Source organism: Paraburkholderia sp. NMBU_R16 (genome assembly GCF_013282575.1).
GTDB lineage: Bacteria > Pseudomonadota > Gammaproteobacteria > Burkholderiales > Burkholderiaceae > Trinickia.
In genome coordinates this window covers 1-20,258 of record NZ_JAAAYE010000036.1, presented here as the reverse complement: position 1 = coordinate 20,258, position 20,258 = coordinate 1, and the positions used below count along the sequence as shown (strand labels likewise).

At 65.0% G+C, this 20,258-nt stretch carries 19 protein-coding genes, 1 other RNA gene, 1 pseudogene and 1 riboswitch; of the genes and pseudogenes, 10 read left to right on the top strand and 11 right to left on the bottom strand.

Going from position 1 to position 20,258, the window contains the following annotated elements; genetic code table 11:
• Positions 1-26 precede the first annotated feature (26 nt).
• From cobT to GWC77_RS18430, 4 genes are all read right to left on the bottom strand, one after another.
• The gene (cobT, locus tag GWC77_RS18445; protein WP_173259347.1) at positions 27-1,157 is read right to left on the bottom strand and encodes a nicotinate-nucleotide--dimethylbenzimidazole phosphoribosyltransferase; all 1,131 of its coding nucleotides are present in this window, start codon (positions 1,155-1,157) and stop codon (positions 27-29) included.
• 99 nt (positions 1,158-1,256) lie between these two features.
• Positions 1,257-2,078, bottom strand: a complete 822-nt coding sequence (locus tag GWC77_RS18440; RefSeq protein ID WP_173259345.1) for an ABC transporter ATP-binding protein — start codon at positions 2,076-2,078, stop codon at positions 1,257-1,259.
• Entirely contained in the window at positions 2,075-3,076 is a 1,002-nt protein-coding gene (locus tag GWC77_RS18435) for an iron ABC transporter permease (RefSeq protein ID WP_173259343.1), read from the bottom strand. The genes GWC77_RS18440 and GWC77_RS18435 overlap by 4 nt, the downstream gene beginning before the upstream one ends.
• Before the next feature lie 63 nt (positions 3,077-3,139).
• Complete coding sequence (locus GWC77_RS18430) at positions 3,140-5,065, bottom strand: TonB-dependent siderophore receptor (RefSeq protein ID WP_173259341.1); 1,926 nt, start codon at positions 5,063-5,065, stop codon at positions 3,140-3,142.
• 101 nt (positions 5,066-5,166) lie between these two features.
• A riboswitch (cobalamin riboswitch) is annotated at positions 5,167-5,403 on the bottom strand.
• Between the two features lie 158 nt (positions 5,404-5,561).
• On the opposite strand from GWC77_RS18430, the gene GWC77_RS18425 reads away from it, so the two are divergent.
• From GWC77_RS18425 to GWC77_RS18405, 5 genes are all read left to right on the top strand, one after another.
• Positions 5,562-5,930: an ATPase gene (locus GWC77_RS18425; RefSeq protein WP_173259339.1), complete on the top strand. Its 369-nt coding sequence runs from the start codon at positions 5,562-5,564 to the stop codon at positions 5,928-5,930.
• Positions 5,927-6,241 (top strand): cell division protein ZapA, encoded by a 315-nt coding sequence (locus GWC77_RS18420; protein ID WP_173259337.1) that lies wholly within the window; start codon positions 5,927-5,929, stop codon positions 6,239-6,241. Before GWC77_RS18425 ends, GWC77_RS18420 begins: the two co-directional genes overlap by 4 nt.
• A gap of 77 nt (positions 6,242-6,318) precedes the next feature.
• Positions 6,319-6,500, top strand: a non-coding RNA gene (gene ssrS, locus GWC77_RS18415) — 6S RNA.
• 108 nt (positions 6,501-6,608) lie between these two features.
• Positions 6,609-7,067, top strand: a complete 459-nt coding sequence (locus GWC77_RS18410; protein WP_173259335.1) for an EVE domain-containing protein — start codon at positions 6,609-6,611, stop codon at positions 7,065-7,067.
• 40 nt (positions 7,068-7,107) lie between these two features.
• Positions 7,108-7,845: an SIMPL domain-containing protein gene (locus tag GWC77_RS18405; protein ID WP_173259333.1), complete on the top strand. Its 738-nt coding sequence runs from the start codon at positions 7,108-7,110 to the stop codon at positions 7,843-7,845.
• A 67-nt stretch (positions 7,846-7,912) separates the two neighbouring features.
• Here the strand turns inward: GWC77_RS18405 and lgt are convergent, their stop codons facing one another.
• Both lgt and GWC77_RS18395 read right to left on the bottom strand, forming a co-directional pair.
• Complete coding sequence (gene lgt, locus GWC77_RS18400) at positions 7,913-8,812, bottom strand: prolipoprotein diacylglyceryl transferase (protein WP_173259332.1); 900 nt, start codon at positions 8,810-8,812, stop codon at positions 7,913-7,915.
• Positions 8,813-8,903: 91 nt separating this feature from the next.
• Positions 8,904-9,872, bottom strand: coding sequence for a LysR substrate-binding domain-containing protein (locus GWC77_RS18395; RefSeq protein WP_173259330.1), 969 nt, complete (start codon positions 9,870-9,872; stop codon positions 8,904-8,906).
• Between the two features lie 207 nt (positions 9,873-10,079).
• Between GWC77_RS18395 and ilvD the strand changes: the two genes are divergently transcribed.
• A complete protein-coding gene (gene ilvD / locus GWC77_RS18390) occupies positions 10,080-11,753 on the top strand; it encodes a dihydroxy-acid dehydratase (RefSeq protein ID WP_173259328.1) in 1,674 nt (557 codons plus the stop codon).
• A 13-nt stretch (positions 11,754-11,766) separates the two neighbouring features.
• Here the strand turns inward: ilvD and GWC77_RS18385 are convergent, their stop codons facing one another.
• From GWC77_RS18385 to GWC77_RS18375, 3 genes are all read right to left on the bottom strand, one after another.
• Positions 11,767-12,492: a DUF2486 family protein gene (locus tag GWC77_RS18385; RefSeq protein ID WP_367949063.1), complete on the bottom strand. Its 726-nt coding sequence runs from the start codon at positions 12,490-12,492 to the stop codon at positions 11,767-11,769.
• 110 nt (positions 12,493-12,602) lie between these two features.
• A complete protein-coding gene (locus GWC77_RS18380) occupies positions 12,603-13,019 on the bottom strand; it encodes a DNA polymerase III subunit chi (RefSeq protein WP_173259403.1) in 417 nt (138 codons plus the stop codon).
• Positions 13,020-13,059: 40 nt separating this feature from the next.
• Positions 13,060-14,571, bottom strand: coding sequence for a leucyl aminopeptidase (locus GWC77_RS18375; RefSeq protein ID WP_173259326.1), 1,512 nt, complete (start codon positions 14,569-14,571; stop codon positions 13,060-13,062).
• A gap of 132 nt (positions 14,572-14,703) precedes the next feature.
• Here GWC77_RS18375 and lptF point away from each other — a divergent pair, with 132 nt between their 5' ends.
• The 4 genes from lptF (at position 14,704) to GWC77_RS18355 (ending at position 18,588) form a co-directional block, all read left to right on the top strand.
• On the top strand, positions 14,704-15,801 hold the full coding sequence (gene lptF / locus GWC77_RS18370; protein ID WP_173259324.1) for an LPS export ABC transporter permease LptF: 1,098 nt from the start codon (positions 14,704-14,706) through the stop codon (positions 15,799-15,801).
• A gap of 4 nt (positions 15,802-15,805) precedes the next feature.
• A complete protein-coding gene (gene lptG / locus GWC77_RS18365) occupies positions 15,806-16,954 on the top strand; it encodes an LPS export ABC transporter permease LptG (RefSeq protein ID WP_173259323.1) in 1,149 nt (382 codons plus the stop codon).
• 22 nt (positions 16,955-16,976) lie between these two features.
• A complete protein-coding gene (locus GWC77_RS18360) occupies positions 16,977-17,369 on the top strand; it encodes a sirohydrochlorin chelatase (protein WP_173259401.1) in 393 nt (130 codons plus the stop codon).
• Between the two features lie 421 nt (positions 17,370-17,790).
• Entirely contained in the window at positions 17,791-18,588 is a 798-nt protein-coding gene (locus tag GWC77_RS18355) for an HAD family phosphatase (RefSeq protein WP_173259321.1), read from the top strand.
• Between the two features lie 40 nt (positions 18,589-18,628).
• Here GWC77_RS18355 and cobA read toward each other — a convergent pair whose 3' ends face one another.
• Positions 18,629-19,402, bottom strand: coding sequence for a uroporphyrinogen-III C-methyltransferase (gene cobA, locus GWC77_RS18350; protein ID WP_173259319.1), 774 nt, complete (start codon positions 19,400-19,402; stop codon positions 18,629-18,631).
• Between the two features lie 65 nt (positions 19,403-19,467).
• A pseudogene (locus GWC77_RS18345) lies at positions 19,468-20,258 on the bottom strand (sulfate adenylyltransferase); the annotation flags it as partial.

Here is a 20,258-nt window from a genome sequence, read left to right as displayed (position 1 = left end):
GGCCTCCTGGCCGCCGGCAGGGCGCGTCACGACGTGCCGCGCCCGCTACGACGCTCGTCCGGCTCGCCGGATAGGCCCGATTGGTCCGATCGGTCCGATTGGCCGGCGTCGCCGCGCCCGGCTACACCGGCGGACTCGAAGCTCGCCATCTCGTTGAGAAACGCGACCGCCGCGCGCAAGAGCGGCAAGGCAAGCGCAGCGCCCGTGCCCTCGCCGAGCCGCATATCGAGCGCCAAAATCGGCTTGGCGTCGAAAGCATCCAGCATGCGCCGGTGACCCGCCTCGTTCGACAGATGCGCGAAGACGCAATAATCGCGCACCGCCGGCGCGAGCGAGTTGGCGACGAGAAACGCTGCCGTGGCGATGAATCCATCGACGAGGATCGTCATCTTCGCCTCGGCCGCGGCGAGATAGGCGCCCGTCATCATCGCGATCTCGAAGCCGCCGAACGCCGCCAGGACATCGAGCGGCTGCGTCGCGCCTGCGTGGCGCGCCAGCGCCGCGCCGAGCACGCAGCGCTTGTGCGCAAGCCCGGCATCGTTGAGTCCGGTGCCCCGGCCGACGCACTCGTCGATCGGCACGCCTGCGAGGCGGCTCATCAGGCATGCCGCGGACGACGTGTTCGCGATGCCCATCTCGCCGAAGCCGATCACGTTGGTGCCGAGCGCCGCGTGGTGACGCACGCGCTGCGCGCCGGCCGCGATGGCAGCGATGGCCGCCTCGCGCGTCATGGCGCACTCGCGTGCGAAGTTGCGCGTGCCGCGCGCGATGGGAATATCGACGAGGCCTGGCAACGCGTCGAGCGTTGCGGCCACGCCCGCGTTGACGACCTCCAACGTGAACCCGGCCACCGAGCTGATCGCATTTATCGCCGCGCCTCCGGCGAGAAAGTTCGCGACCATCTGCGCCGTGACCGCCTGTGGATAGGGGCTGACACCTTCCTCGGCGATGCCGTGGTCGCCCGCGAAGACGATCATGGCCGGCCGCGCGAGCGTGGGGTGCGTCGTGCGCTGGATCATGCCGATCTGGCATGCGAGCGCTTCGAGCCGGCCAAGGCTGCCGGGCGGCTTGGTCTTGCCGTCGATGATGCGTTGAAGTTCGGAGCCGAGCGAGCGGTCGAGCGGTTCGACGACGGGCAACGTAACGGAGGCGTTCATACCTTTCCTATGGGTTCGATCGAAATCATCGTGCCGATGGCGAACGATTTCGCGAAAGAATCGGCATAAGCCGACATGCGGCCAGATTCACTGGGGCGTTCAAGGTTTGGGGGACTCCATTTCAGGTCGACGCAGCGCGGGCACGAGCGCCTCATGACCGTCGGCTTCGATCAGCACGAGCGGGTATCCGAACGCACGGCTCGCGAGCTCGGGCGTGAGCACGTCCCGCACGGGCCCGGCCTGCGCCGTACCGTCACCGGGCATCAGCAGCGCGTGGGTCGCGAAGCGACGCGCGAGGTTCAGATCGTGACAGGAAAATATCACTGTGCGCGGACTTTCCCGGGCCCAGTGCGCGAGTAACGTCAGACAGTCGATCTGATGACGCAGGTCGAGATGCGCAAGCGGCTCGTCGAGCAACAACAGCGGCGCATCCTGACATAGCGTGGCGGCGAGTGCCACGCGCTGGCGCTCGCCGCCCGATAGCGAACGTACGTCGCGTGCTGCCAGTTGGGCAAGCGCAAGCGCGTCGAGCGCCGCGTGTGCGGCGGCGCGATCGCGCTCAGTCTCCCAGCCCCAGCCGCCGAGATACGGAAAACGGTTCAGAAGCACGATGTCGAACACCGTAGCGCTGAACGCGTCGTGCACGTTTTGCGGCATCAGCGCACGGCGTTTCGCGAGCTCGCCCGGCTGCCAATCGCCGATCGGCACACCATCGAGTGCAACGCGCCCCCGCGCCGGCGGCACGAGCCCCGCGAGCGTCGAAAGCAGCGTCGTCTTGCCCGCACCGTTCGGACCCGCCACGCACCAGAGCTCGCTGGCGCCGAACGTCTGCGTGAAATCTGCCAGCAAGACGCGCTCGCCCACGTCGAGCGCAAGCTCGTATGCCGCGAGCGTCGAAACGGCCATTCGCGCGCTCGTCATCGCGACCTCCGCGCCAGCATCCACAGAAACAGCGGCACGCCGAACAATGCCGTGATCACGCCCACCGGCAACTGCGCCGGCGCGGCGACCGTGCGCGCGAGCAGATCGGCACTCATGACGAACAGGCCCCCGGCCAGCGCGCTCGCCGGCACGAGCATGCGCTGATCGTTGCCGCACGCGAGACGCAACGCGTGCGGCACCACGAGGCCGACAAAGCCTATCGTGCCCGCCGTCGTCACTGCTGCGGCGGTGGCAAGCGACGCCACCAGATAGATGCGCAAGCGCAGTTGTCCGGCGCTCACGCCCAGTGCGAACGCCACCGCTTCGCCGCGCGCGAGGACATTGAGCTGCGGCGCAACCGGTGCGGCCGCGGCCAGCGCGAGCGCGAGCGCCGCTAGCGCGGGCCACGGGCTGGCCACGCCGTTGAGGTCGCCTGCGAGCCAAAAGAGAATTCCGCGCAGCCGCTCGTCCGGCGCCAGCGTGAGCAGCAGCGTGACACCGGCCCCCCAGCCCGTGGCGAGTACGACGCCGGTGAGCAAGAGCCGCGGCGACGCCTCTTGCGGCTCGCCGCGGGCGAGCGCCCGGCGGGCGAAGCCGAGCACGAGCGCGATGGTGAACAAGGCCCCCGCGAACGCAGCCGCATCGACGAGCCACCACGCCGTGCCCGCGAGCAACGCAGCGATCGCGAACACGGCCGCGCCGCCCGATACGCCGAGCACGTACGGTTCGGCGAGCGGATTGCGCAGCAGCACCTGCAGCAGCGCACCGGCCAGCGCGAGCAAAGCACCGCACGCGAACCCCGCGAGTGCGCGCGGCAGACGAAGACTGCGCACGATTTCGTCGATCGTATCGGCGCCCGCCGAGCCGGAATGGGCAAGCGCGCCCAACGCGCGCAGCGGCGAGACGCTCACGCTGCCGAGCGTCAGCGCGGCGACGAATACGATGCCCGCCAGCGCGGCCAGCGCAAGCCAGATGGCGATTGCGCGTTGCGCATTCACGGCGTGAGCCTCCGCCGAGCGGCCCAAAGCACGATGAGCGCCCCGCTCGCGCACGCACGCGCGCTACTGCTGTTGCCAGCCGAGCGTGATGAACGCACTGCGCCGCGGCGTGTTGTAGGTATAGGCGAGCTCATAGTGCTTGTCGAAAAGATTGTCGATCTGCGCGGCCACGTACCAGGCCTTCGTGATGCGGTAGCGCGCCGAGAGGTTCACGACGCCATATCCGCCCAGGACGGTGCCGCTATCGTTGCGCGCGCCGCTCACGATCCACTCGCCGCCGACGCGCCATGCACCGATGCTCCGGTTCGCCGCAAACGATGCGAAGTGCCGCGCACGCCGGTTCAGATCGACGTGGGCATCTTCGTCGACAGGGTTTTGCACCGTGAACGCCGCCCGGATATCGGTCTTGCCGATGTGGCCCCGCCACGACGCCTCCACGCCCTGCACCTTCGCGCGCCCCACGTTCTTCGCGATATAGAACAGTCCGCCTTGTGTCGGCACATAGTTGATGAGGTCGCTGTAGTTCGTCTGGAAGGCGGTAAGGCGCGCCACGCCGAATGCATCGGAAGCATACTGCAGCGCCGCCTCGAGAGCATGACTGCGCTCGGGTCTGATCGATCGATTGCCGCTGCCGGGGTAGTAGAGATCGTCGAAGCTCGGGGCCCGGAACGCACTCGCATAGCTGACGCGCGCCCCCCAGTGCTCGGTGATGTCGTATCCGTAGCCGAGGTAGTAGGTGTTCGCGCCGCCGAAATCGGAATATTGATCGCGGCGAACGTTCGCCTGAATGCGGCTCGCGCCGAATCGGCCGGTATAGCCCGCGAACGCCGAATCGACGCGCCGCGGGGGCGCGGCGAAGATATCCGACTCGAGCGATTGATCGAGATGCTCGTAGCCGAGCTGCAGCGTATGGTCCGGCGACAGCTTGAAATCGTTCTGCCACGTGTACTGGCGGTTGTTCGTATCGAAGCGGTTGTCGTAGACGCCGTTCGTTTTTTCGACACTGCGATCGTCGCCCTCCGCCACGGTGAAGTGGGTGGTCCACCGATCGGTCAGCTTGCCGTTCGCGAATACGGAGACCTCGCGCACTTTGCTGTAGAGGTTGTTGAGATCGGTGGGCATTCCGAACGGGTTATCGAAACTCGCGTTGCCGTTCGATTGAAAAAAGCGCACGCCCGCATCCCACTCGTCGCTGAACCGATGACGGATCGCCGCCGACACCGTCTCGTTGAGATAACCGTTCGCATTGGGATTCGCATTCGGCGCGAGCGCCGGATCGATCGACGAAAAGCCATCGTTCTTGAAGCGCGAAACATTGAAGCTGAAGGTCGTCTTGCCGTCCTTGTCCAATGCGCCCTCGACACCCGCTTCCTGCGTTTGCGTGCGATAGCTGCCGTAGCCGAGCGAAAAATGAAAACGCGGCGGGTGATTGCCGCCGTCTTTCGTGAAGACCTGCACGACGCCCCCCATCGCGCCCGAGCCATAAAGCGCGGAGACGTCCCCGTTCACGACCTCCACATGATCGATCTGGGACAGCGGCAGTTGAGCGATCTGCGCCTGCGAGAGACTGACCGAATCGACGCGCACCCCGTCGATCAGCACGAGCGATTGCGTCGGCGAGCCGCCGCGCAACGTCAGCGACGCATTGCTGCCGGGCCCGCCGTTACGAATGAGCTGCGCGCCCGGCGCGAGCGAGAGCAGCCCCGGCAGATCGATCGCCGTCGAATCCTCGATATCTTGCCGCGTAAAACTCGTGGTTTGCGGGATCGCATCGGCGAGGGCCTGCGGTGAACGCCGCGCCGTCACGACGATCGGCTCCAACTTGCCAAGGGTCGAATCGGAGGAGGCAGACGCGGAAGTCGCGATGGAACCTGAAGGCGAAACCGTCGTCGAATTCGACGGTGAATCGCCGGCGACCGCTTGGGCGAGCGCGGCAAGCGGCAGGCCTGCGAACGCAACGCACGCCGCGCGGAGCATGGACAAGGACATCGTTGGTATTCCCATGGATCGGCAGGCAGCCCGCTTCCCCGCAGGCCACCCCGTCATGAGCACGTCCCGAAACACGCGATGCAGCCTCGCGTTGCCGTCGGGAGCGGCGCTCCCCCTTTGGCCGGTATCCGGGCTGACGAGCTCTCGAATCCGCCTTCCCACGCGCCAAGGCGCGCAGTGGCTTCGGATCGATTTCGCCGCGACGAACGCGGACGACGCATCGCTTACCGTTGCGGGGGCAGCACAGGTTGACGCGCGAAACGCCGCACGGTCCTGTTTCCCGTTTAACCGCGCGCATCGGAAACGAACGCGCGGGCACCAAAGTGCCGCAAGTGTAGGAGCGGGCCCCATGAGCGTCAAGAATCGACCGTTTTGGCGTCTCGGGCGGCAACATCGGCACAAATCGACAGGATGTTGTTACGTCTCGAAACGAGACAAGGATCGGACGCCCGCGTATTCCGCGCTAAAATGCGCAAGTCTTTAGAGGACGCAGCAGATGCTCACCGAACTCGAAACCCTGTCACACAACATCGGCCGGCTGATCGCGATCAACGAACGCCATCAGCAGGCCCGCCACGCGCTCGAAGAGCAGCTTGCGCAATTGCGCGCGGAAAACGACTCGGCCCGCGCCGAGCTCGAACTCCTGCGCGACGAACGCAATGCCTTGCAAGTCGAGCGCGATACATTGCTTGCCAAAATCGACGATGCGCAGGTGCGCCTGAACGCCATTCTCGAAAAACTGCCGCGCACGAAGGGCCCGTACGAAGGCGATAACCAGCTCGATCTGCTCGCCGAACCGGGCGAGCGCGAAGCGCCGCACGGCAATTCGGCGAACGCGGCGGCTCAGCAGGGAGAAAACGCATGACGACGAAGCAGATCGAAGCGACGATTCTCGGGCAGACGTACCGGCTTGCTTGCTCGCCCGAAGCCGAGTCGCAACTGCTCGACGCCGTTGCACGCGTGGACGCCGAAATGACGAAAGTCCGCTCGGTGAGCAGCGTACGCGGGACTGATCGCATCGCGGTCATGGCGGCCCTCTCGCTCGCGTCGGAACTGGTCAAGCTGCAAGAAAGTATCCGGCATGGGGAAGCATTCCCGGCCGAGGAAATCAGGCGTACAATGCGCCAAATGAACGAACAGCTTGGCGCGGTGCTGGAGCAAAGCGAAGCGCGATAGCCGTTGCATGAGGCACAACGCTTCGAGCACCGGTGGTTGTGACTGTTCGGTATGTTGAGCGTTACACAAGTTTTACGGCTTCCCTGCCTGGTTCGCCAAGGTCATAAATTCCTTGAACCAATGCCATGTGCACGGTTGCGGAAATTTGCAGCACGGGTGTGCGCGTCACTCTGTCTGATGTACCCGAAGTGCGGCTAACTGCGACCAATTCTGAACTCCCGGTTCAGGATGCCGGCCTAGCGGCCAAGGCGGGGACTTTATTCGACGGCATCGGTTCGACCGATGCCGTTTTCATTTGCGGCGCGAGAAGGCCAAAACTACCGGGCCCTGTTGGTTTCATCCACCGTTGAACGCATTCAATCGATCTATGCGCTATTGGCTGATGAAGTCCGAACCGGACGAGGCGAGTATCGACGATCTCGCCACCGCGCCCTCGCGCACGCTCCCCTGGACCGGCGTACGCAACTATCAGGCGCGCAACTTCATGCGCGATACGATGCAGCTCGGCGACGGCGTGCTCTTTTACCATTCGAGCTGTCCCGAGCCCGGCATCGCGGGGATTGCGCGCGTCGTGTCCGGCGCCTATCCCGATCCGACGCAGTTCGACCCCAAAAGCGTGTACTTCGATCCGAAATCGACACACGAGTCCCCGCGCTGGATGCTCGTCGATGTCGAGTTCGTCAAGAAAATAGCGCTCATTTCGCTCGCCGAGCTGCGCAGACATCGCGAGCTCGCCGACATGCGCGTGCTGGCGAAAGGCAACCGCCTGTCGATCACACCCGTCACGGAAGCCGAATGGCGCTTCATCACCGAACGGCTGGCGTGAGCCTCATCCATCGATTTTTCTAAGAAGAAGGACCTGAGAGATGACAAGAACGACCGCCACTGTTTTCACGCTCGTTGCCGCCGCCGCACTGACGTCGGTTGCCACATTCGCAACCGAGGCGGCGCGCGCGGCCACGCCGCCGTCCGCGGAGAGCGCGCCGGCCGGCGTGTTGTCGCTATCCGCGCAGGCGAGCGACGAAGTGCCTCAGGATGTCGTCGACATCACGCTGTTTTACGAACAGGAAGCGGCCGATGCGGCTTCATTGACGGATGCCCTCAACAAACGCACGGCCACAGCGCTTGCGCAGGCAAAGAGCGTGACCGGCGTCAGCGCACATACGGGCGCGTTTTCGATCTATCCGTCGACCGATCGGAATGGCCGCATTTCCGCCTGGCGCGGACGCACGGAAGTCGTGCTCGAATCGCGCGATTTCGCTGCGGCGTCGAAGCTTGCAGGGCAAATGAATACGTCGATGCAAGTCGCCAATGTTTCGTTTTCATTGTCGCCCGAAGCGCAGCGCACGACGGCCGAACACTTGACCCGGCAGGCGATCGACTCGTTCCGCAAGCAGGCCGAATCGGCCGCGCAGGCCTTCGGTTACAACGGCTACACGATACGGCAGGTCAGCATCGGTCAGGAAGCGCCGCCGCCGAGGCCGCTCTTCGCCATGCGCGCGATGGCCGCGGCGCCAGCCGGGGAAGCGGCGCCGCTGCCCGTCGAAGGCGGCAAGGCGCGTGTGAGCGTGAATGTATCGGGTTCGGTCCAAATGACGCGGTAGGCGCGGTTCCCGCTCGTTGCCGGCTTGCGCAGGCGCGAGCCAGCGCTGCCGTGCGGGCTGCCGCGCCTCAGCGGGCAAGCGCGGCAGGTGCCTTGTCCGCGCGACGGTACGACCACGCGAACAGCACGATGCCCACGACGATCATCGGCAGCGAGAGCCACTGCCCCATCGACATGCCGAGCGCCAGCAGCCCGAGGAAGTCGTCCGGCTCGCGCGCGAACTCGACGATGAAACGGGCGAGCCCGTAGCCCATCAGAAACACGGCGGAGGTTGCACCGACGGGCCGTGGCTTGCGCGAGAAAAACCAGAGCACGAAAAAGAGCGCGATGCCTTCGAGCGCGATCTCGTAGAGCTCCGACGGGTGCCGCGGCAGCATGTGGTACTTCGCGAAGATCTCGCCGAGATGCCAGCGCGCCGCGAGCTCGGGATGCGCGATGAGCCAACGCGCATCGTCTTCCGTCGCGTTCTGGAACAGCATCGCCCACGGCGCGTTCGGATCGGTCACGCGGCCCCATAGCTCACCGTTGATGAAGTTACCGAGCCGGCCGGCAGCGAGCCCCGCGGGCACCATCGGCGCGACGAAATCCGTCACCTGCAGCCAGGTGCGCTTGCGCTGGAACGCGAACAGCATCATCGCGAGGGTGACGCCGAGAAAACCGCCGTGAAACGACATGCCGCCCTGCCAGACCTTAAAGATGTCGAGCGGATGCATGAAGTAGTAGTCGGGCTTGTAAAACAGCACGTAACCGAGCCGCCCGCCGACGATCGTACCGAGCACACCGTAGAACATCATGTCGTCGATATCGCGCACGTTCCAGCCTTGCGCGGCGACATGCGGCAACCGCAGGCGCAGCCGGCCGACGACGATCGCCATCGTGAACGCGACGAGGTACATCAGGCCGTACCAGCGCACGGCGAGCGGTCCGAGATGGATCGCCACCGGATCGAAGTTGGGATGAATCAGCATCGTATAGGCTTAATTGGCATAGAACGGTTGGTTGACGGGTAGGACCGCGACGGGCGGCCCGCGCCCCTGTGGCGGCGGCGCGATGCCACGGTCATGCCGACGCGTTCGCACCGGCCTTCGCCGCCAGCGCCGCGGCGTGGCCCTGCACGACATCCAGGAACCCGGCCAGCACGGGACTGACATCGGCCGTGCGCCAGACGAGCCCCGTCTCGACGATCGGCGCGCGCTCGGCCAGCGGCCGATAGACAACACCGGTGCGGCGCAAGTTGCGCAACGATTGCGGCACGAGCGCCACCCCCATGCCTGCCGAGACGAGGCTGACGATCGTTTGCATCTGAATCGCTTCCTGGCCGATGCGCGGCGTGAGCCCCGCGGCGCCGTAGCAGCCCGTAATGATGTCATAAAACCCCGGCGCCAAACGACGCGGGAAGATCACGAGCGGCAACTGGGCCAACTCGGCGAGCGTCACCGGTGTCTCGTCCCACTCGGGCGGCTCGCCGTGCCGATTGCGCGAGCGCACCCGCGCGGCAGTGCTGGGCAGCGCGGCGATGAGCGGCTCGCGCATGACGGGAAGGTAGGTCAGCGCCGCCGCGTGTCGCGGCGGCAAAGGTGCGATGACGAGCCCTGCGTCGATGCGGCCCGCCACGAGTTCGTCGATTTGCACATCGCTCGTCGCTTCGGCAAGCTGCAGCCGCACACCGGGGTAGCGCCCCGCGAATTCGCGCAAAAGCTGCGGCAACAAGCCGTAATCGGCCGTCGAAACGAACGCCAGTGCCAACGTACCGGCCTCGCCCCGCGCCAGGCTTTGCGCGAGTGGGCGCAGGCCCTCCGCCGCGGCCAGCAACTTGCGCACCTCCGGCAGCAGATCGGCGCCCACGGGCGTGAGTTCGACGGTACGCTTCGTGCGCGCGAAAAGCGCGACGCCGAGTTCCTCCTCGAGTGCGCGGATCGCCTGCGAAAGCGGCGGCTGGGTCATCGCCAGCCGCTTGGCGGCACGGCCGAAGTGCCGCTCCTCGGCAACGGCGACGAAGTAACGCAATTGCCGCAGATCGGGCGTCATGGAGAGCTCCCTTCCCTTTTTGAGGGCGTCGATCGTCTGATATGTTTTTCGACTTAATCAGTCCTCAATAATATATTGGACACGCGTATCGAGTCAGGGCATTCTGGCGCGACTCCACGCGAGGCTGCAGCGCGATGCGGCCAATGGGCCCGGATCAGGCTTCGCGTGCATGGCATTGACAGGCAATCGAACGAACCCGGAGTCCCCATGGCTTACAACCGTCGCTCGCAAAACATCACGCAGGGCGTTGCCCGCGCACCGAACCGCTCGATGTACTACGCGCTCGGCTACAAGAAGGACGATTTCGACAAGCCGATGATCGGCGTCGCCAATGGCCATTCGACCATCACGCCTTGCAACGCCGGTCTGCAACGCCTCGCCGATGCCGCCGTGAGCGCCGTGAAAGACGCGGGCGCCAACCCGCAGATATTCGGTACGCCGACGATTTCCGACGGCATGTCGATGGGCACCGAAGGCATGAAGTACTCGCTCGTCTCGCGCGAAGTCATCGCCGATTGCATCGAGACGTGCGTGCAGGGTCAGTGGATGGATGGCGTCGTCGTCATCGGCGGATGCGACAAGAATATGCCGGGCGGCATGATCTCGCTCGCGCGCATGAACGTGCCCGGTATCTACGTCTACGGCGGCACGATCCGCCCCGGCCATTGGAAAGGCAAGGATCTGACGATCGTCTCGTCGTTCGAGGCCGTCGGCGAATTCACGGCCGGACGCATGTCACAGGAAGATTTCGACGGCATCGAGCAAAACGCCTGCCCGAGCACCGGTTCATGCGGCGGCATGTACACGGCCAATACGATGAGTTCGTCGTTCGAGGCGCTCGGCATGTCGCTGCTCTACTCGTCGACGATGGCGAACCCCGACGACGAAAAAGTCACGTCCGCGGCTGAGTCGGCCCGCGTGCTGGTCGAGGCGGTCAAGCGGGATCTGAAGCCGCGCGACATCATCACGAAAAAGTCGATCGAAAACGCCGTGGCCGTCATCATGGCGACGGGCGGCTCGACGAACGCGGTCTTGCACTACCTTGCGATCGCGCATGCGGCCGAGGTCGAATGGACGATCGACGATTTCGAGCGCGTGCGCCAGCGCGTGCCCGTCATCTGCAATCTGAAGCCGTCGGGCGAATACGTGGCGACCGATCTGCATCGCGCGGGCGGCGTACCCCAAGTCATGAAGATTCTGCTCGACGCGGGCCTGCTGCATGGCGATTGCATCACGATCACCGGCAAGACGCTCGCCGAAGAACTGAAGGACGTGCCGAGTGTGCCGCGTGCCGATCAGCAAGTGATTTTCCCGATCGACAAGGCGCTGTACAAAGAAGGCCACCTCGCCATTCTGAAGGGCAACCTCGCGACCGACGGGGCCGTCGCGAAGATCACCGGTCTCAAGAACCCTGCGATCACGGGCCCTGCACGTGTATTCGACGACGAGCAAAGCGCGCTGGCCGCGATTCTTGCCGACCAGATCCGGCCCGGCGATGTCCTCGTGCTGCGCTATCTGGGCCCGCAAGGCGGTCCCGGCATGCCCGAGATGCTGGCACCCACGTCGGCGCTCATCGGCAAGGGCCTCGGCGAATCGGTCGGGCTCATCACCGACGGCCGTTTCTCGGGCGGGACTTGGGGCATGGTGGTCGGTCACGTCGCCCCCGAAGCATTCGTAGGCGGCACGATCGCGTTCGTTCAGGAGGGCGATTCGATCACGATCGATGCACATAAGCTGCTCTTGCAGCTGAACGTCGACGATGCCGAACTCGAGCGCCGCCGCGCGGCGTGGAAGCAGCCGGCACCGCGCTACACGCGGGGCGTGCTGGCGAAGTACGCGGCGCTTGCGCGGCCCGCGAACAAGGGCGCGGTCACGGGCTGACGCCGGGCACGGATTACGCGCCCGGGCGGCGCGACGCGCGATGCGCCGCGAGTTCCTCGCGCACCGCGTCGCGCACCCAGCCCACCACCTCCCCCTCGAGGGCGAGCGCGACTTCACGCGTCACTTGCCGTACGAGCCAGCTCGTGTGCTCCTGCAAGGCATCGCGGCAACGCGCTTCGATGACCGCTCGCCCTTCCTCGCGCAGATAGCCTGCAAACCGCACGCGCAGACGCTCGGCGAGCTGCTCCGCATCGCGTTCGGACAAATCCTCCGCGGCAGGCAGTTCGACGGCAGGCGCGGCTGACGATAGGGGCGCCGAGGCCTCTACCTGTTGTTTCGCCGTTGCGTCTTGCTCTGCCTTGGCTTGCCGCTCTCCCTGTGCCTGTTGCTCTGCCGCGGTCGATGCCTCGATCGGCGCTTCAACCGGCGTATCGGCCGGCGCTTCGGCGGATATCGATGGTGCAGCGGCAGCCGGCTCGACGAACTCCTCGATCTGCGCGGCTCGAACGGCTTCGGTGCTCGACTCCGTCGGGCGGCGTGCCGCCTGCTGCTCCGTGGTCGCGAACGATCGCGCCGATTCGTGCATCGAGGGCTCGCTCCGCGTCGCGGCATCGGGCTCGTGCTGTGCCGTGGGGCGCGGCATCGGCGGCCGCCCCGGCACGAGTACGTCGGTCAGCACGGGGAGCGAATCGGGATCGCCCGGATCGCTCGAATGTTCGGGATGCTTGGGATCGGTCACGATGAGTCTCCCTTTCTCTTGGATCGGCCCGTTGGACTCGACGGCCCGGGCGTTTGCGCCACGATGGCATGCCGGCCTTGCGGGTGTCGGACAAACGCTAGTGCGCCGTCTCAGGCGCCCTGCTTGTAGTTGTTGAGCGCATAGCCGCGGTCGCGATAAAAGCGATAACGCTCGCGGCCCGCGAGCAGCTCGTCCTCGCCATTGCCGACGACTTCGAGCAGACGCTCGAAGCGCGCGAACTGCGGCGGCACCGTCGCACCGAGATTGAGCAGTACGCGATGGTGAGGCGTCGCTTCGAGATCGGTCGCGAGCACCACGGGCGTACGCTCGGCGAGCGGCTGACCTGCCATGCAGTGCGGCACGAAGTCGAGCGGCGAAAAGGTCCACAACCGCTCGTCGAATGCGCGCAGACGCGCCGCGTCGGCCAGCACGACGATGGGCTGACCGGCCACGTAAGCCTTGCGGGCGAGCCGGCATGCGTAGAGCAGCGAATCGCCGACATTCGTATGAAAGTCGATGCGCGTCACCGCAGGCTCCTCGTCGCGCAAGAGGACATGCATGCCGCCATCACTGCGCCGCGCGGTCGATGAGGAACTGTGTGAGCAACGGCACCGGCCGGCCCGTCGAACCCTTGGCCGCCCCGCTCTTCCATGCCGTACCGGCAATATCGAGGTGCGCCCACGGATAGGCCGAAGTGAAGCGCGACAGAAAGCAGGCCGCCGTGACGCTGCCCGCCGGGCGGCCGCCGATATTGGCGACATCGGCGAAATTCGATTTGAGCTGCTCCTGATACTCCTCGTCGAGCGGCATGCGCCAGGCCGGATCCGCTGCCTCGCGCGCGGCATCGAGCAGCTCGCCGGCCAGCGCATCGTCTTTCGAAAAGAGCCCGCTCATATGATGGCCGAGTGCGATCACACAGGCTCCCGTCAGCGTGGCGATGTCGACGACGGCCGCCGGCTTGAAGCGCTCCGCGTAGGTCAAGGCGTCGCAGAGCACGAGCCGGCCTTCGGCATCCGTATTGAGGACTTCGATCGTCTGGCCCGACATGCTCGTGACGATGTCGCCCGGCTTCGTGGCCGTGCCGCTCGGCATGTTCTCGCAGGCCGGCACGATGCCGACGACGTTCAGCTTCAGGCCGAGTTCGGCAACGGCACGCAGCGTCCCGAAAACGGAGGCCGCGCCGCACATGTCGTACTTCATTTCGTCCATGGCCTCGCCGGGCTTCAGCGATATGCCGCCGCTATCGAACGTGATCCCCTTGCCGACGAGCACGATCGGCGCCGTCTTCGCGCCGGCGCCCTGATACTGCATGACGATGAATTGCGGCGGCTGGGCCGAGCCGCGCGTGACCGACAGCATCGAGCCCATCTTGAGCGCCTCGAGTTGCTTCACGCCCAGTATCTCGGTCTTCAGATCCCATTCCTTGCCGAGCTTTTTCGCTGTGTGCGCGAGGTAGGCCGGCGTGCATACGTTACCGGGCAGATTCCCGAGATCGCGGGCGAGGTCCATGCCGTTCGCCAGCGCGGCGCCTTCCTTGGCCGCGGCTTTGGCGAGCTTCTCGTCCGGCGCATCGACGCTGAAAACGATGCGCTTGAGGTTGCGTTTGACGGGCTCGGGCTTGCCCTTCATTTGCGTGAACTGATAGGTTTCGGCCCGCAGCGCGACGATGGCGGCTTTCACGGCCCACTCGCCGCCGCGCTCCTGGATCGGCAGCTGGGTCAGCGTGAACGTGACATGGGCGATCTTCGTGCCAAGAATGGCGCGCCAGGCGGCGCGCACGGCGTCGCCGTAGGCTTTCTGCCCGAAGCCGTCCTGTTTTCCGAGCCCCACCAGCAGCACGCGCGATGCGCCGATGCCGGAAACCTCCGGCAAAAAGAGGGTCGTGCCGCTCTTGCCCTGCATATCGCCGGCTTTGACGATGCGCGTGACGAGCCCTTTGGTGGCCGTGTCGATCTCGAGCGCCGCCCCACTCAGGGTTTGCGACTCGAAGACGCCCAGCACGATGCAATCCGATTTGCCCGCCAGGAAACCGTTTGTCGTGCCTTTCGTCCACTCACAGGCTTTTATGCTAAAGTCCATCGCGCTCGTCCTCGGATAAAATTCGGCTACTGCTTTGAAGGAAAGTAGCCGCAATTATCCGCTATTTTTTTGCGGCGTCGGACCGCGGCGCACACCGTCCGCGTTCTCCGCCCCCGCCATCTCTCGCCGACAATGATCTTCGAACGCTCCTTGCAGCGCGAGCTCGCATATACGGCAGGTGCCGTTTTCATGGTGCTGCTGACCATCTTTCTGACGACGATGATGATCCGCATCGTCGGCTTTGCCGCTTCGGGCGAAGTGGACCCGAAGGACGTTCTCGTGCTGATCGGGCTCACCGTCATCGGCTATCTCGCCGTGATGCTCGTGGTGACGCTGTTCGTCTCGATCCTGTTCGTCCTGACGCGCTGGTACCGCGATTCGGAAATGGTGGTCTGGCTCGCCTCCGGCGTGAGCCTCACGCGCTTCATCAAGCCGATCGCCACCTTCGCGGCACCGATGCTGCTGCTCATCGCCTTCTTCGCATACGTCGGCTGGCCCTGGTCGAACGCGCAAAACAAGCTCATCCGCGCGCGTTTTCAACAGCGCGACGAGGTATCGCTGCTGGCGCCGGGCCAGTTCCGCGAATCGCCCGCGAGCCATCGCGTCTTTTTCGTCGAAAAAATGACGCCCGACCAAGCGAAGGTCGAGAATGTCTTCGTGACGAGCACCGAAAACGGCAAAGTGAGCGTCGTCGTCTCGAAGCAAGGTCACACCGAAACCGAAAAAGACGGCGCGCGATTCGTCGTGCTCGACAATGGCCGCCGCTATGACGGCGAGCCGGGCAAGCCGGACTTCCGCATCATGGAATTCGAGCGCTATGGCGTGAAGATCACGCAACAGCCGGTCGTCAACAAACCATCGACAACCGGTCTGCCCACGCTCGCGCTGCTGCGCCACCCGAGCAACACGAATCTCGCCGAGTTCGCCTGGCGCACGGGGCTGCCGCTCATGGCCATCAACCTGATGCTGCTCGGGATCCCGCTCGCCTATCAGAATCCGCGTCGGGGGCGCACGATCAACCTCGTCATGGCCGTGCTGATCTTTCTGACCTATTCGAACCTGCTCAACGTCGTGCAGTCGTGGGTCGAACAGGGCCGGATGTCGTTCGTCGTCGGCCTGCTCGGGCTGCATGTGATCGTGACGGCGCTCGTCGTCATCGTATTCTGGCTGCGCGTGCGCAACCGGCCGCTGATCTCTCGCGCGCTGTTCAAGCGCACGGCAGGAGCGTGACGCGATGCGCATCTACGAAAAATACTTCGCCCGCCAGATCTATCTCGCGTTCATCTTCATCCTGTTCGCGTTCTCGGGGCTCTTTTTCTTTTTCGATCTGATCAACGAGCTCAACACGGTCGGGCACGGCAATTACAAGTTCGGTTATGCCGTGCTGCGCGTCGCGCTGCAAACGCCGTCGCGGTTCTACGAGATCATCCCGGTGGCGGCGCTGATCAGTGCGATCTATGTCTTCGCGCAAATGGCCGCGAGCTCCGAGTACACGATCTTCCGCGTCTCGGGTCTCGCGACCGGGCAGGCGCTTCGGTCGCTGCTCAAGATCGGCATTCCCATCGTGGCGCTGACCTACTTTATCGGCGAAGTCGTCGGGCCCTATACCGATCAATTATCCGAGCGCGTCCGGCTCGAAGCGCTGGGCTCTGCCGTATCGACGAATTTCGCGTCGGGTGTCTGGGTCAAGGACACGCTCGGCGCACGCGAGAACGGCGAGCGCATCACGCGCTTCGTCAACGTGGGCGAGCTGATGCCCGACTCGTCGATCAGCAATGTGCGCATTTACGAGTTCGATCCCGGGTTTCGGCTGACGAACGTACGTATCGCGCAAAGCGGCCGCTACCAGGGTAATGGGCATTGGTTGCTCAAGGGTGTCACCGATACCGAGCTCACGAGCATCGCGCCGCCCGACGCCCACCCCGCCGACGCGCTGAACCCCGTCTACCGCGCAGCGCAGACGACGCTGCCCGAATACTCGCTGCGCTCGGAGCTCACGCCGCAAATTCTCTCCGTGCTGCTGATCGCGCCCGACCGGATGTCGATGTTCAACCTGTTCCGGTATATCCAGCATTTGACCGAGAATCGGCAGGATACTCAGCGCTACGACATCGCACTCTGGAAGAAGCTGCTTTATCCGTTTGCCGTGCTCGTCATGCTCGTGCTGTCGCTGCCGTTCGCGTACCTGCATACGCGTGCGGGTGTGGTCGGTGTGAAGGTGTTCGGTGGCATCATGCTCGGCATGAGCTTCCAGCTCATCAACACGCTTTTTTCGCATATCGGCATGCTCACCACATGGCCCGCGCCGATGACCGCCGCCACGCCCGCGCTCATCTATCTCGTGCTCGGCTTCGTGGCGCTGAAGTGGGTCGATCGGCATTGACGTTCGGAGCGCGATCATCATGATGACGGTACGCAACGGCATCGTTCTCTTCGGCCACGGCGCGCGCGACGCACGCTGGGCCGAGCCGTTCGAACGGCTCGCCGCGAAACTGCGCGCGCTGGCGGGCCCCGACGCGCGCGTCGACCTGGCATTCCTCGAACTGATGACGCCCGATCTGTCAACGGCCATCGCGGCGCAGGTGGCGGCCGGCTGCACGGTGGTGACGGTGGTGCCAGTGTTCATCGGCATAGGTGGGCACATCCGGCGAGATCTGCCTGCTGTCGTCGACCAATGCCGCGCCGCGCACGCAGGTGTCGAGATTCGCTGCGCTCAACCCGTCGGCGAAGACGACGCGGTGCTCGATGCGCTCGCCGCGTACTGCCAACGGCAGATCGGCGTACGCGATCAGCGATAGGGTCAACGCTGACGAGCCGGGTGCCTCGCTCGCTTTCACGAAAGCTCCTTATCTTCTGCCTTTCCTCGCCGCATCTCACTGAAAGCGCACTGCTCGCCTGAGCCTTCGAGAATTCGTTTCCTCCCCCCGGCCTTCGCCTCCATTCCGTTGGAATCAGACGAAGGGTCCTAACATCCGCTCGTTCCAGGTGCATTGCATCGTAATAAGGCGCCGCTCCGTCGCAGTCCCGCTCCACCCACGTGACGGGCGACGAACGTGCGGTCGAATCTTCGACAGGAGGATTGACATGAGAGTTGGAGACACAGGAGATACACAAGGTGCGTACACGCCTCGCCACGCAGCAGCTCGGCTGTCGCCAGACGGTGCCGATAGCGATACGCTGGACCTCGGTCGGTTGCACAAGAGTCACCTCGGCCACCCGTTGGAAGGCCCGCTGAGCCATTTGCGGGCTATGCGCCTCTCGCAACCCGGCGACGCGCCGCGCCTTGCGCGAGCTACGTTCTCGGACGACGGCCGCGACAGCCGATTTGCATCGGTAACGGATGGTGACGGTACGGTCTTCGACAGTGCGCCTGTGCACGCTCAAGCGTGGTGCATCTTCTTCGATCAGTGTTTCAATATCAAGGTCGAAGCCGACGAGCCGAATCACTTCCACGGCAGCGACGAAGAGATCGTCATCCGCGAGATCCGTAAGCGAGAAAATCGCGACCTGACCACGGAAGAACTGAAGCTCTACGAAAAGAAGGACGAGATATTCCGAGACCTCGTCAGGAAGAACGGAATAAAGCCGGTGCGAGGAGCGCCCGAATTTTTCGCGCACGTCAGGACCCATGGGCCGGTCGCGCTAGTGACGAACAGTCCCGGAGAGAGCGTGGACGCGATGAAATACTGGACGGGGACACGCGACGCATTCAGCTACACGGTTACCGGAGATGACGTGAAGCAGAAGAAGCCTGCACCGGAAGGCTATCTCAAAGCAGCGGAGTTGCTAGGGGTGCCCCCTGACGAACTCGTTGGATTCGAAGATACGCCGGGAGGAGAAGAGGCAGCGCTGCGAGCGGGAATACGCGAGATGTATATCGTCGGCAACACGGTTGCGCGGGACGACTTTCCCGCAGCGGTCCATCACCGAATATTCGGGGTGGATTACCACGAGCTGAGTAAAGCTTTGCGGATCCCCGAAGAATTGCTGCGGCAGCACCGCATTCCTCGGCTCTGAAGCGCGCGTCGAACCGTAGGCCCGGCGCGAGAGGGGGACGCTAGGCCGCAGCGCGCGCAGGCCGTTCGTCGACCAAGCCTTGCCCGCTAGCGTCCTGTGTCAGCGCCCCACGCTCGGCGAACGCCGCGCCGATCATCAGCAGGCTCGGCTGGGCCGGATCGAGCCACTGCTGGGCTTCGCCCGCCGCGAGCGCTTCGAGCGTCAGTGTCAGCGTGCGTTCGCGGGCGGTACTGCAAGCTTCCACGATCGCGACCGGCGTCGCGGCAGCCCGTCCCGCATCGATCAGTTGCTGCGCGATCTCGGGCGCGCTGTCGCGGCCCATGTAGAAGACCAGCGAATCCGCATTGACCTGCTCGCGGATTTCCTGCGAATCCGGTGCGCGGCTGCGCGTGGCCAGCGCCACACTGCGCGAAACGCCACGCAAGGTCAGCGAGCGCTTGACGGCCGATGCGGCCGCGAGCGCCGCCGTGATGCCCGGCACCACTTCGTACTCGATACCGGCTTGCTCCAGTGCTCGCATTTCCTCGTCGGCGCGGCCAAACAACATCGGATCGCCACCCTTCAGCCGCACGACGAACTCGTGCGTCAGCGCGGCATCGACGATTTGCTTATTGATGAACTGCTGCGCCGTCGAGCGCCGACCGCAGCGCTTGCCGACAGCGATCTTGCGGGCCGTCGGCGCGTATTCGAGCATTTCGGGTTCGACCAGCGCGTCGTGCAGCACCACGTCCGCCATGCCCAATAAACGGGCACCACGCACCGTAATGAGGTCCGCCGCCCCTGGCCCCGCACCGATCAAGTACACCTTGCCCATACGCCATCCGTCCCGTTCGAGTTCATGCGGCCGTCTGTCGCTTGCTTGGTGGGTCTCAGGCCGCGTCAGGCAGAGTATGCACGAATCATGCCGGCAGCCACCGTATGATGCGTGGCCTCGTCGATGAGCACGAACGCGCCCGTCGCCGGCTGCTCGTCATACACGTCGCACACCACCGGCTTTTGCAGCGTCAGCGACACCCGTCCGATGTCGTTCATCGTCAGCGCATGCCGCTCGCTCGTATGCGCGAGCGTATGCACGTCGAGCACCTCGTTGACCGCCCCCACGCGCGCGAACACCGTGTTCGTCGTCTGCTTGAGCAGATACTTGCGCTGCGTCGATAGCGGCTCCTCGTCGAACCAGCACAAGTCCGCCTCCAGCTTCTTCGCCGGCTGCGGCGCACGCTGCGCCGCCACGAACGTATCGCCGCGCGAGACATCCACATCCTCCGTCAGCCGGATCGTCACCGTCTGCCCCGCGAACGCGCGCGTCACCGCCGCCGTGCCGCCCACCACCGGCGCCACGATCTCCGCCACCGTCGCCTCGCGCCCCGCCGGCAGCACCGTCACCACGTCGCCCACGCGCACCTCGCCCGCTTCCACCCGGCCCATGTAGCCGCGGAAGTCGTCCGCGCTTGCGCCGTCCTGGCGTGCCACCCACTGCACCGGAAAACGCAGCGCCTCGCCCGTGGGCGGCGCCACCGGCAATGCCTCGAGCACGTCCAGCAAAGCCTCGCCCGCGTACCACGGCATGCGCTCGCTCGCCCGCACGATGTTGTCGCCCTTGAGCGCCGACACCGGCACGAACCGCACCCCGCTCAACCCCAGTTGCTGCGCGAGCTGCACGTACGCATCGC